We start from the raw sequence: 11044 nt of genomic DNA on the forward strand, positions 1-11044 counted from the left end.
AGCGCACCCCAGTGCTGACCCTCGCTGCGGTAGAGCGGTTGTTCGAGCCGGCACTGGGCGCTCCAGCGGCTCTGCTCCCGCTCCCCGATGGATCGCGGTCAACACTGACGGCATCGTGAACGGCGCCGCCGAGTCATCGATGCAGCCGCAAGGCTTACTGCGGCGCGGCCGACGTGCCCGCTGCTTCGGCGGATCAGGTGGCCTACTCGGGGGCGGGCTGTTCGTTCGTGGACGCCTCGGGTGCCGTGAACCTGGCGAAATTCGTCTGCCCGCCCGCCCTCTCGCCGCAAGGCCGCCGAGGGCCTGCGGGTGGGAGGGGGGTCGCTCCGAGCGGCGAGAGGGAGTCGAGCAGGAGCGTGACGTAGCGGGACCAGTCCTCGTCTTCGGAGGGCGTGGTCCAGAACAAGCTCATGAGCATGCTCATCAGCTTGTGCATGTCGTCGGGGACGACATCGGCGCGGACCAGACCCGCGTCCTGCGCTGTGCGGGTCAAGAGCGTCAAGGACTCGAGGTACGGCTCCGTGATCTCGGCCGTCAGGGCGCCGGATCGGTCGGCGGCGGTCAGGATGTGGCGTTCGCGGGCCACCATGGACAGGGTGGCCCGCAGGAAGATTTCCAGGCCGTCCCGGGGGTTGCCGTTGGCGAGGGCCAGTTCGATGGCGGGCTGGAGCTGCTCGGCGACACTCTGCCGGAGTGCCGCCTTGAGCAGGTCTTCCTTCGTGGGGAAGTGACGGTAGAGAGTGGCGATGCCGACTCCGGCATTTCGGGCCACGGCCTCCAGCGGCGCGTCGGGACCGGCCGCGGCGAACACCTCGCGGGCGGCGTGCGCGATCTTCTGGGCATTGCGGGCCGCGTCTGTATGCACAAGCCCGCGATATTGATCGTCGGGGCCGGAGCGACGGGACTACCTGTCGGCTACCACCTCACGTTGGCCGGCGCCGACGTCACCTTCCTCGTACGCTCCGGCCGCCGGGACTCACTCGCGGCGCCGCAGTACCTGTATTGCTACGACGACGCTTCGCTGAAGACCTTCGAGGACTACAGCGTGGTGGAGGATCCGGCCGAACTGGCCGGTCGCGTCTTCGATTTCGTCCTGGTCACCCTCGACGGCCAGGCCAGCCGAACCCCGGAGGGGGTCGCGATGCTCCGCGCCCTGGGAGACGCGGTCCGTCCCACGGCGGCCACGGTGGTGATGAGCGCCTTCGGCCAGGGCATCCGCGAGCACTACCTGGACACGTTGCAGCTGCCCGGGGAACGGCTGCTGCTGGGGTTCCTCGGCATGCTCAGCCACCAGTCGTCCGCGAATCTGCCCGTGCATCCGCCCACCGACGCCGACCTGCTGGCCCGTTCAGTGGTCAGCTACAGACACCCGAAGAGCAAGACCGGCTTCCGTCTGCAGACCGGAACACCCGCGTCCAAAGACTTCGTTGCGCTGCACAACCGCTCCGGCCTCTCACGCTGCGCCGGCTTCAGTCCGAAGATGACCGCGATCTACGCGACGATCGGCTTCCCCGTGTACGCCGCGTGCGAGCTCGCCGACTGGGCGGACTTCACCTCCGTGGCCCAGGACAAGGAACTCTGGAACCTTGCTTGCCGCGCCCAGCGCGAGCTGGCCACACTGCCTGCGAACGGCTGGCGCGGGCGGCTGATGGGTGCCGTCATAGGGCCAGGGATGACGAGGAGGATACACACCACGACCGAGCGGGAGATGCTCCCCCTGGACTACCAGGCGTTCAACCGTTTCCACCACGGCGGGAAGGTCCGCGCCCAGGACGTACAGTCTCTGCGCGACTCACTGGCCGAGGGGCAGCGCCAGGGCAGGTCCATGACCGCGCTGGCAGAACTGCTGAGGCGGATCGAGGCGCATGAGTCGGGCGAGAGCGCCTCGTAGAGGGGTGCCGGGTCGCACCCCACGGCTGCTTGAAGGGGAGCGTGCCTGCACAGATGAGCAAGCCCCCTTCGAGGCCGACGTCTTCGGCCCCTACGGACAGCGGGTCTCCCTCGTTCTTATGCGGCTTCCCTGCACACTCACGCGCCCATGATGGTGCCCGATCTGTTGCAGACCCCCGCCTACGCCCGGGGCTGCATGGGCTACGGCGTCCCGGACGGAGCGGGTGACTTCGAGCGGATGGCGTCACATCGGGTTCCCGCCGTCCGGTCGGTGCGCCGCGACGGCCACGCCCTCGATTCCTCCATCGGCTCGGCGCCACGAGGGAGCGCTCCGAGCCGACGGCGGCCCCCACTCGGCCGTGCGAGCGGGGGTCGTAGCGAGCGAGATATGCGAACTTTGGGCACGAAACCACAGGTCGGCGGCAGGCTTCAGCGAGGGAGCCGGTGCGTCGTCGGCGGGCTCAGCCGAGGGTGGCGAGGTGATCGGCGTCGCCGCCTCGCCACTCGATGAGGAATATGGTCGCGTCGTCGGTCGTGGTGCCGCCGCGTTCCCTTTTCAGGGCGTGGGAGAGGGCGCGTACCACCGCCCGTACCTGGGTGCGCTCGCGGAGGATCCGGTTGGTCCATTCGATGAGTTGCTCCTCACCGAACTGTGTCCCGCCGGTCTGGTGCTCCTCGGTCAGGCCGTCGGTGAAGCACAGCAACCGGTCCCCGGGTTGCAGCATCCGCTCGCTGACCACAGGTTCCTCACCGCCGAAGCCGACCGGCAACGTGGTCGGGCTCGCCAGCCGGTCCACCACTGCGCGGTCACGGATCAGGAGCGGAGCCGGGTGGCCGGCGTTGACCCACTGCAGCCGGCCTGTGGTGACGTCCAGGACCATCATCTGCGCGGTGACGAAGTGGTCCTGGCCGAACTGCTCGTTGATGGCCCGGTCCATGAACGCGTACACCTGGGACAGATCCGTATGGGCCCGTCGCGTGTGGCGATAGGCGCCGACGGCCACCGTCGCCATGGTCGCCGCGTCCAGCCCGTGCCCCATCGCGTCGAGCATGGCCACGTGCAGGATGTCGCCGTTGAGGGCGTAGTCGAAGCTGTCGCCGGCCACGTCGTAGGCGGGCTCAAGGATTCCGGCCACCTCGACCTGCGGAACGGTCATCGACAGCGGGGGCAGCAACGACCACTGGATCTCCGCGGCCACACTCATCGGGGAACTGCGGCGGGCCTGGAAGAACTGGTCGGTGTAGGAGTCCTTGGTGACGATCATGTCCGCGACCAGACCGGCGAGTCTGCGCAGCAACCGCCGGTCGTCGTCGTCGACGCTGTCCAGGGTGACGGCCATCACCCCGATCTGGTCGCTGCCGTCCAGCAGCGGCAGGTACATCCGCACACTGCCGTTCTCCGCCACCTCCACCGTTCTGCGGCTCAGAAACGCCTCGCCGGCCGGGGAGTCCTCGACCGGCTCGGGGCCGCCGACCTTCAGCCTCCGGCCCGGCAGCGGCACCAGAAGCACCTGTTCGTAGTCCTGTAGGAGGATGGAGACGTCCCGGCCCCCGACCCTGGCCACCTCTTCCGCGACGAGCGGGGCGATCAACTGCGGCGGCATCTCGTGGGCCCGGTCCAGCAGCACACCCAGCAGTCGTTCGCCGAATCCCTCCGACCGGTCCACCCCGACCCGGTCCGGCTTCCGCCCACCGTCCGTCATCGCTGTGAGCTTCCCTTCGTCCCGGGGTATGGGGAACTCCTCGGGGTGGCAGCGTCCACACGGCGTTCACCAGGAGGCCGGGCCCCCGGCCTCGTCGCACCGCAACCGGTGCGCGCGGTGCAGGCCGGAAGGGTCCGGCGCTTCCAGCACCCCGGCCACGTTTTTGGACGCCGTGCCCTGACGCAACGCACACCGCCCCTCTCGGATCCACCCGGCAGGCAACGGCGATCAGCGTGGACGACGCTGCCGACCGGCGGGCGTTCACGGCTTATCGGACCGGTGCTCCAACGACCCCGGCGTATACACACCGGGGCCGCCCTTCCGGGCCGGTCGCACGTGAGAGTGTGCCGACCCGCCTTCATGCTATGCCTGGTAGACATTTCGGGCATCAGGTGTTTCGTGTTTGTCGTGCCTCAGATCTCGTCCGTCTGCGTACGGCTGTTTCCGGAGGGCCGACTGGTGACCAGCCAGGAGCGCGCAGGCTCTGCTGCCCGGGCGGTGTCCACCGTGAGGTGGAGGCGGGTTCCGCCGGCCACCGTGCCGACGGGATAGCTGCGCTGCTCGGACGAGGCGAAGCAGCGACGGAGAACCTCCGCGACCTGGCGGGCGGCCTCGGGGGACGAGGCGACGAGGCGCACGTCGACGTTCCCGGCAGAGAGCGGCTCCTGTGGTTCCACCGGGTGACGCCGTCCCGGCCTGCCCACTGCTTCCGCCGGGGAACGGGCCGAATCATCCGTGGCACCGCCCGGCTCGGCTTCGTCGACAGCAGGCGATGCGACAACGGGCGATACGGAAAGCCTTGCCGCTCGTCGGTTCTTCTTCGCCCGCAGACGGCCGATTCCCGGCAGCGCTTCGCCGTAGCGGTAGGCCGCGATCCGTACGTCGTGCTGCGCGTTGAGCTGATGAATCAGGCCGATCCCCAGGGCGATCACGGCGATGATCAGTACCGCGGTGACGACGGTCTCCACGTCATTACCTCCCTCGGGCGAAGCGCACTAGGGATGCCGTGTGCGCTGAGGGCTGTACCTCTTCTGGTCGTGGTCATGGCGCGAACCTGTCCCCGGGATCGTCTTCGACGTTCCGGTCCTGTCGCTCGCCGGGAACGGCACCAGATCTGATCTGGTGTGCGAAGTGCTCCCGGTATTTCGACCTTACTCCGCTCGAAGGCCCCTGTGAGTGGGGCGTGTGACCAGCCGTTCTCCCCGGCAACGCGCCGTCCGGGCCACCATGCGGGGGACTTCGACCTCGTTACCGGGCGCCGTGTGCCTCCGGCTTGGTGATCACTCACCTTCTCCGGAAGCGCCTTGGGATCGTGCCACTCCGGAGGAGGAGCGCAAGGGGGCGGTTCGCCCGCCGACGGACGGCGGCCCGTACTGCTTGGCCGAGGAGTACGCTGAAAGCACCGAGGATATTTCGCGCACCGGCTATCACGCTCGTGTCGTTTTCGGCGATCGAATAGGCCGGGCCGACCGTGGTCGCCCCGGGGCAGGGTTCGCGTCATGACTGCGACCATTTCCCTCTCGCCGACACTCGAAGACCGGCACGCGTCGTCTTCGCCCACTTCTCCCCCTCTCCGCCTGTCGCTGGCCCCTGCCGGCGCCGCGCCGGCTCTCCTGGACGGCGCATGGTGGCCCCGCTCCCGCGATCTCGGAGCGGAACTCCCCACCCTGACCGCCGCGTTGGAGCCGTTGTGGGGGCGGATCACCCGGGTCACGGTGAATCCCACCCACTGGCCGGCCATCCCGCGCAAGGTGCCCGTCGCCGGGCATGTGGTGAACGTGGGCTGGTTCCTGGCCGAACAGGACCCGCACGAACTGCTGCTGCTCTCCTATCGCATGGGCCGCTGGGACCTCCTGGTGGTCCCGCCGCGGACGGACCCGGCCACGGCCGCCTGGCTGATGTCCGCCGCGAGCGACCCTCTGGGCACGTCGACCGCGAGCCGGCTGATGGAGCAGGCCGCCCGCCTGCGGACGGCGACGGAAACCGACCGGGCCGGGGAAGCGGTCTGGGACTCCGAGGGAGGGCATGAGGCCCGCGATCCGGCCGCACGTCCACGGATCCCGGCGGTCATGGCCGATGGCGGAGATCGAGCCGCTGCACCTGTCGCGACCCCGAATCGGCCGATGGGGATGTGAGGACGATGGAGACCTTCGTGACCGTGGTCGTGGTCATGGCGATGATCGCTATGGGTGTCCTCCTCATCCACCTGGCCAACCGGCAGCACGCGATCGCATCGCCACCTTCCACCACAGTCGCTCCTGGGCGACCTGGCGAGGACGCGACACCTGCAAGGGAGCGGGGTGAGTCCTCGTGATCCCCCTCAGGCTTCTGGCGGACACCAGCACGGAGCCGATCCTCCCCGGCACAGCGGTCCTGCGGATGGAGACGACGTCCAAGCGCACGGGAACGTTCGACGGCGCGTGGTGGCCGAGGTCACGCGACCTGGAGACCCAACTGTCCGGACTGCTCGCCGCGTTGACCGCCCGGCTGGGTCCTCTCGCCCGGGTCGGCCTCGACGCTGGAGCCTGGGACGAGAGGCCGGGCCATCTGGTCGTCGACGGGCGTTGGGTCCGTATCGACTGGTCGGCCGTCGCTGACGACACCATGATCGTCACTCGGGGCGACCAGGACCACTTCATGTTCCTGGTGATCCCTCCGCAGACGACTCCCTCGCTCGCTCGCGCCGCGATGGCCATGGCCGTACGGGACGACAACGACGCCTCGGCCGAACGGATTCTCGCGGCCACCGGCGTCACCCCCACCGACCGGACGCGCGTACTGCCCGGTGCTCCCGGCTGGTAGCCCATCGGGTCGCTCAGCGCGCACTCCAGTGCCGGAGAAGCTTTCAGGCACCGCGTTCAGGAACCGAGGGCAGGAACTCGGTTCGCCGGACCCGAAGTTCATCCCGTCCGTCACCGCGCACACCCACACCCATGCCCACAGCCTCACGCGTCCGGACAGAGGAGCCATGGCCCTTCCACAACTGAACGTCTACCGGCACGAACGCGGTACCCGCGCTCTGATCACCCTCGCGGGAGAGATCGATCTGGATACGGCACCGCTGGTGCGCGACGCGCTGGCCGAGTGCCTGTACGACGGCATGCGCAGGACCGATGTCGACGTCACGGCGGTCACCTTCTGCGACGTCAGCGGACTCAACGCCTTCCTCATGGCATCCCGGCTGGCCACGGATGCGGGCGGGACCTTGCGACTGCTCCACCCGTCGCAGAGCATGGCCCGCGTCATCGAGATCACCGGCTCCGGATTCCTGCTCCACTCGTTCCCGGCCGCCGGCGCGCGACCGCGTCGGATTCCCGTTGCCGCGGGCGGTACGCCGTGACGGCCCCGCCCGGGCGGGAGCAGCCGCCGCACGGTGACCGAAGCACACCGTCGCCCAGGGACGCGTTACGCCTGCGCCGGCTGAACCGATGGCAGGCCGAGACCCTCAAGGAGGACCTGGCCGATCTGTACGTGGAGTCCTCCCAGGCGCAGCCCGGCGAGGGGTACCGGGGCCGGGAGGCGTTTCTGCGACGGCTGACCGGTGCCATCCGGCGGCCCGGCTTCGCCCTGCTGATCGCGGAGAGCACCGCTTTCGCCGGGTGTGCTTACGGATTCCCGGTACGGCGCGAGGGGACCTGGTGGCGTGGGTTCGACGGGCCCCTTCCGCGGAGCGTCGAACAGCTGACGGCGTCCGGTCACGTCTTCGCGATCACCGAGACCCTGGTACACCCGCACACCGACGACCAGGGCCTCGCCCGCCGTCTTCAGCAACGCCTGCTCGCCGAGCATCACGCCTCACTCGGAGCGACGTTGGTGGAACAAGCCGACTCGGCGCTCTGCAACGCCTTCCTGTCGTGGGGCTGGCAGGACATCGGGCTGGTTCGTCGGCCGCCGGACCAGCAGCTTCTCCGGCCGTCGGACCCCATGGTGCTACGCGCCCTGGTCCTTCCGCTCGGGCTCGGGCCGCGGACGGCCACCCACGCGGACGGGCTCGCCCACGAGAACCGGACCCAGCGGCCAAGCTGAAGATCCCTCAAGCAACTGACCGCCGCACGCTGTCCGGCATGCTGGCCGCCGCCCTCGCGGCGACGGTTTCCGCTGCGATGGTCTTCCTGACGCCGCATGCGGCGTCGGCGATCGCATTGCCCGTGCCTCTGGGCACAACCGCCAGTTACTCCGTTCTGGCGGGTCAGGGAGTCACCAACACCGGCAACTCGGTGCTCGCCCACGACCTCGGGACGCACCCGAATCCGGCCATCACCTGATTCCCCCCCCCCGGCCTGGTGGGAGGTGCCATCCACGCTGCGGACGCCGCGGCCCTCCAGGCCAAGGCCGACCTTCTCGTCGCGTACAACAACGCCGCCGGCCAGGCCGTGGACTTCGCGCTTCCGGCGGGAATCGGCGGTGGCCCGGCGCTGCTTCCCGGCGTTTACCACGCCACAGCCGGTGTCGGCATCACCGGCGACCTGGTCCTGGACGGTCAGGGCAGCTCCGACGCGGTCTGGGTGTTCCAGATTCCTGAGTCCCTGACGACGGCAACCTCCAGCCGGATTCTCCTCACCAACGGCGCTTCGGCGTGCAACGTGTTCTGGCAGATCGGCGAAGACGCCTCGCTCGGCGTCACCACCGCCTTCGTGGGCACCCTCATGGCCGAGAACTCGATCACCGTGAACCAGGGAACGAACGTCGAGGGCCGGTTGCTGGCCCAGGTAGGGTCTGTGACCCTCAACAACAACCGGATCTTCCTCGGCGGGTGCGCGGCCTCCACCACTGGTGGAACGACGACGGGAACGACCACCGGCACCACCACAGGCACGACCACCGGCACCACCGCAGGCACCACCACCAGCGGAGGGCTCCTCGGCGGCGGCCTCGTCAGCGGTGGCCTCGTCACCGGTGGCGTCCTGGGCGGGCCCATCGTCGGGACCGGCGGCACCTCGGGCATCACCGCCGGCAACTCGTCCGGAAACACCGTGGGCAACACCGCCGGGAACAACGCGGGCAACACCGCCGGGAACACCACCGGCGGGGACACCGCGGGCAACAGCGCCGGAAACACCACCGGCGGAAACGGCCCCGGCGGGAACGGCCATGCGCCGGGCGGACCGGGCGGACCGGGCCACGGTGGCAACGGAAAGCCGGAGCACGGCGGCAAGCTCGACCTCGGTCAGTACATCCACCCCGGTAAGCCCGACCACGGCAAGTACGACCAGGGCCAGCACGACCAGGGCCAGCACGACCACGGCAAGCAGTCGGACGAGAACTTCGGCTACGACGACGTGCCCAAGGGCCACGAAGGCCACGAAGGCCACGAGGGCGACGACCACGCCAAGGACTACGAGGGCTAGGCAGCGCACTGTGGTCAGCCCGCTCACCGGATGACGGCGCGCGGCGGAACTCTCATCGAGTCCGCCGCGCGCCGTCGGGGGCAGCCGACGCGGAAAGCTGGTGCGATCAGCTGAAACGAGAAAGACAGGGTACGCGGTGTCGAGCGGAATTGACTCAGCGGATGTGAAGGAAGTCCAGCACTCCGAATCAGGTCCGGTCCTGCAGGAAAGTCCTGACGCGACGGCCGCGCCGCCCAAGCTGCCGAGAGGTGCACGTGCGCTGAGATCCGGACTGTGCGCCACCGTGGTCCTGTGCCTGGCGGCGAGTGTCGTCCACGTGATTCTGGTGTTCCTCCACGTGGCACCGGCCAACACCGTCTCCAAGCGATACAGCCCGCTGATCAATTCATGGGTGTACCCCTTCTTCGAACAGAATTGGCGGCTTTTCGCTCCGGACCCCGAATCCGTCAATCGGCAGATTCTGGCGAGAACCGCGCACACCGGTTCCGACGGATCGGTTCAGGTGAGTCCCTGGTTCGACCTGACCGTTGTGGACCGTTCCGCGGTCGTGCATGATCCGTTCCCGAGCCACACGGCGCAGAACATGTTGCGCCGCGCCTGGGCCGGCTACGTCGACTCTCACGGAGGAGACGACAAGGCGCGCACCGAACGCGCCCTGATGATGCAGAAGTACCTGCGCAACATCGCCGCGGACCGCGCCGCCGCCCGCAAGGACGGCCCCTTCGACTTCATCCAGCTCCGCGTCGTCACACTGCCCATCCCCGCGCCCGGCCCCGCCGCCGGCGATCGCCCGCCCACACCGGTCGAGAACCGGCTCCTGCCCTGGTGGAAGGTGTCCCGCCATGGAAACTGAGGCGCAGAGGACCGCGTCCGCCGGCGTCGACCGGTGGCTCGCCGACCGGATCACCGCCGTGTGGGACCTCCTGACCGGCCGCCCGGTGTCCCTGTACGCGGCGTCGGTGCTGCGCATCGGCTACGGACTGCTCTACCTGATCTTTCTGCTGCGCGAGTTCCCGCACCGTGACGAGATCTGGGGTCCGGGTTCCGCGTGGACGCCCGCCCTGGCACACCAGCTCTTCGAGCAGACGGGCTGGTTGAGCGTTCTGGTCCTGTCCGACAGCCGCGCCTACTTCGAGCTCTGCTACGTGCTGGCGCTCGTCACAGCCGCACTGTTCATGCTGGGCTGGCGGACCCGTGCCCTGTCGGTCCTCTTCGCCGTCGTGGTGACCTCGTTCCACGGCCGGGCGATCTTCATGACCGACGGGGGCGACAACCTGGTCCTGCTGATGTCCGTCTACCTCGTCCTCACCGCGTGCGGCCGACGCTGGTCCCTGGACGCACGCAGAAACAGGCTGAAGGCGGTTCATGCGGGCAGCACGTCGGAACCGGCCGGCACTGCCTTCGCGCGGCAACTCCGCGATGCCCGAACCACTTTGATCACCGTGGTGCACAACTGCGGCATGTTCGTGATCGCGGCGCAGGTCTGTTTTCTCTATGGTTCAGCCGGCCTGTACAAGGTCCAGGGAGCCTTCTGGGGCGGCGGCACCGCGCTCCACTACGTCCTGAACCTCGAACTGTTCCAGCCCTGGCCCCCCATCTCGGCCTTCGTCGACGAGCACACGCTCGTGGTCGCCGTCGTCGGCTGCCTGACCGTGCTCTTGCAGGTGGCCTTCCCGTTCGTGCTCTTCGGCAGGCTCAAGTACCCAGTCCTCGTCATGCTGCTGGGCATGCACATCGGCATCGCCGTGCTGATGGGGCTGCCTCTCTTCTCCGGCGCGATGATCGTCGCCGACGCCGTGTTCCTGCCCGACCGTTTCTACACCTTCCTGCCCCGCCTCTGCCGACGCGTCGTGCGGCGGACGGACAGCAGCAGGCCGTCGCCCGGACCAGCGGCAGGCCCCGGAGCCGTACCTGCGCAAGGCGGGCCCGGCGGCGCACCCGGCTCCAAGCATCGAGTCGCACTTCCGGCAGATCGGAAAGACACAATGGGGCTTTGTTCACGAGTTGCGGGTTCTGGCACAGATCTTGGGGAGTCGTCGCAGAGCGTTACCCCGATGTTCGATTGCGAGGAGACAGGGTTGCGTGAGACCGCGTACGCCTTGT

Annotated in this window: 12 protein-coding genes and 1 pseudogene; 10 read left to right on the forward strand and 3 right to left on the reverse strand. The window is 68.8% G+C overall.

What is annotated here, in order from left to right:
- Positions 1-202 precede the first annotated feature (202 nt).
- Entirely contained in the window at positions 203-865 is a 663-nt protein-coding gene (locus ACWCPF_RS42620) for a TetR/AcrR family transcriptional regulator (protein ID WP_451050529.1), read from the reverse strand.
- On the opposite strand from ACWCPF_RS42620, the gene ACWCPF_RS42625 reads away from it, so the two are divergent.
- The gene (locus ACWCPF_RS42625) at positions 860-1891 is read left to right on the forward strand and encodes a ketopantoate reductase family protein (RefSeq protein ID WP_451050530.1); all 1032 of its coding nucleotides are present in this window, start codon (positions 860-862) and stop codon (positions 1889-1891) included. The genes ACWCPF_RS42620 and ACWCPF_RS42625 overlap by 6 nt on opposite strands.
- 129 nt (positions 1892-2020) lie before the next feature.
- Positions 2021-2401 (forward strand): hypothetical protein, encoded by a 381-nt coding sequence (locus tag ACWCPF_RS42630; protein WP_451050542.1) that lies wholly within the window; start codon positions 2021-2023, stop codon positions 2399-2401.
- Here the strand turns inward: ACWCPF_RS42630 and ACWCPF_RS42635 are convergent.
- The gene (locus tag ACWCPF_RS42635; RefSeq protein WP_451050531.1) at positions 2352-3593 is read right to left on the reverse strand and encodes a PP2C family protein-serine/threonine phosphatase; all 1242 of its coding nucleotides are present in this window, start codon (positions 3591-3593) and stop codon (positions 2352-2354) included. The genes ACWCPF_RS42630 and ACWCPF_RS42635 overlap by 50 nt on opposite strands.
- A 413-nt stretch (positions 3594-4006) precedes the next feature.
- On the reverse strand, positions 4007-4270 hold the full coding sequence (locus ACWCPF_RS42640; protein WP_451050543.1) for a hypothetical protein: 264 nt from the start codon (positions 4268-4270) through the stop codon (positions 4007-4009).
- An 822-nt stretch (positions 4271-5092) separates the two neighbouring features.
- On the opposite strand from ACWCPF_RS42640, the gene ACWCPF_RS42645 reads away from it, so the two are divergent.
- The 8 genes and pseudogenes from ACWCPF_RS42645 to ACWCPF_RS42680 all read left to right on the forward strand — a co-directional run.
- Positions 5093-5728, forward strand: coding sequence for a DUF5994 family protein (locus ACWCPF_RS42645; protein WP_451050532.1), 636 nt, complete (start codon positions 5093-5095; stop codon positions 5726-5728).
- A gap of 175 nt (positions 5729-5903) precedes the next feature.
- A complete protein-coding gene (locus tag ACWCPF_RS42650; RefSeq protein WP_451050533.1) occupies positions 5904-6395 on the forward strand; it encodes a DUF5994 family protein in 492 nt (163 codons plus the stop codon).
- 166 nt (positions 6396-6561) lie between these two features.
- A complete protein-coding gene (locus ACWCPF_RS42655) occupies positions 6562-6933 on the forward strand; it encodes an STAS domain-containing protein (RefSeq protein ID WP_451050534.1) in 372 nt (123 codons plus the stop codon).
- Positions 6930-7619, forward strand: a complete 690-nt coding sequence (locus ACWCPF_RS42660) for a hypothetical protein (protein WP_451050535.1) — start codon at positions 6930-6932, stop codon at positions 7617-7619. The genes ACWCPF_RS42655 and ACWCPF_RS42660 overlap by 4 nt, the downstream gene beginning before the upstream one ends.
- Positions 7620-7657: 38 nt before the next feature.
- Positions 7658-7858 (forward strand): hypothetical protein, encoded by a 201-nt coding sequence (locus ACWCPF_RS42665; RefSeq protein ID WP_451050536.1) that lies wholly within the window; start codon positions 7658-7660, stop codon positions 7856-7858.
- Between the two features lie 18 nt (positions 7859-7876).
- Complete coding sequence (locus ACWCPF_RS42670; RefSeq protein ID WP_451050537.1) at positions 7877-8941, forward strand: ice-binding family protein; 1065 nt, start codon at positions 7877-7879, stop codon at positions 8939-8941.
- 100 nt (positions 8942-9041) lie between these two features.
- Positions 9042-9794 carry a DUF5819 family protein gene (locus ACWCPF_RS42675; RefSeq protein WP_451050538.1) on the forward strand — a complete coding sequence of 251 codons (753 nt, stop codon included), beginning with the start codon at positions 9042-9044 and terminating at the stop codon, positions 9792-9794.
- A pseudogene (locus tag ACWCPF_RS42680) lies at positions 9784-10899 on the forward strand (HTTM domain-containing protein); the annotation flags it as partial. The gene ACWCPF_RS42675 and the pseudogene ACWCPF_RS42680, both read left to right, overlap by 11 nt.
- Between the last annotated feature and the right edge of the window lie 145 nt (positions 10900-11044).

Source organism: Streptomyces sp. NPDC001858 (genome assembly GCF_053594615.1).

Bases quoted from the DNA above. Each gene is read 5' to 3' on its own strand.
- ACWCPF_RS42625 (WP_451050530.1), top strand. From the start codon at position 860: ATGCACAAGCCCGCGATATTGATCGTCGGGGCCGGAGCGACGGGACTA.
- ACWCPF_RS42635 (WP_451050531.1), bottom strand. From the start codon at position 3,593: ATGACGGACGGTGGGCGGAAGCCGGACCGGGTCGGGGTGGACCGGTCG.
- ACWCPF_RS42665 (WP_451050536.1), top strand. From the start codon at position 7,658: ATGCTGGCCGCCGCCCTCGCGGCGACGGTTTCCGCTGCGATGGTCTTC.
- ACWCPF_RS42655 (WP_451050534.1), top strand. From the start codon at position 6,562: ATGGCCCTTCCACAACTGAACGTCTACCGGCACGAACGCGGTACCCGC.
- ACWCPF_RS42645 (WP_451050532.1), top strand. From the start codon at position 5,093: ATGACTGCGACCATTTCCCTCTCGCCGACACTCGAAGACCGGCACGCG.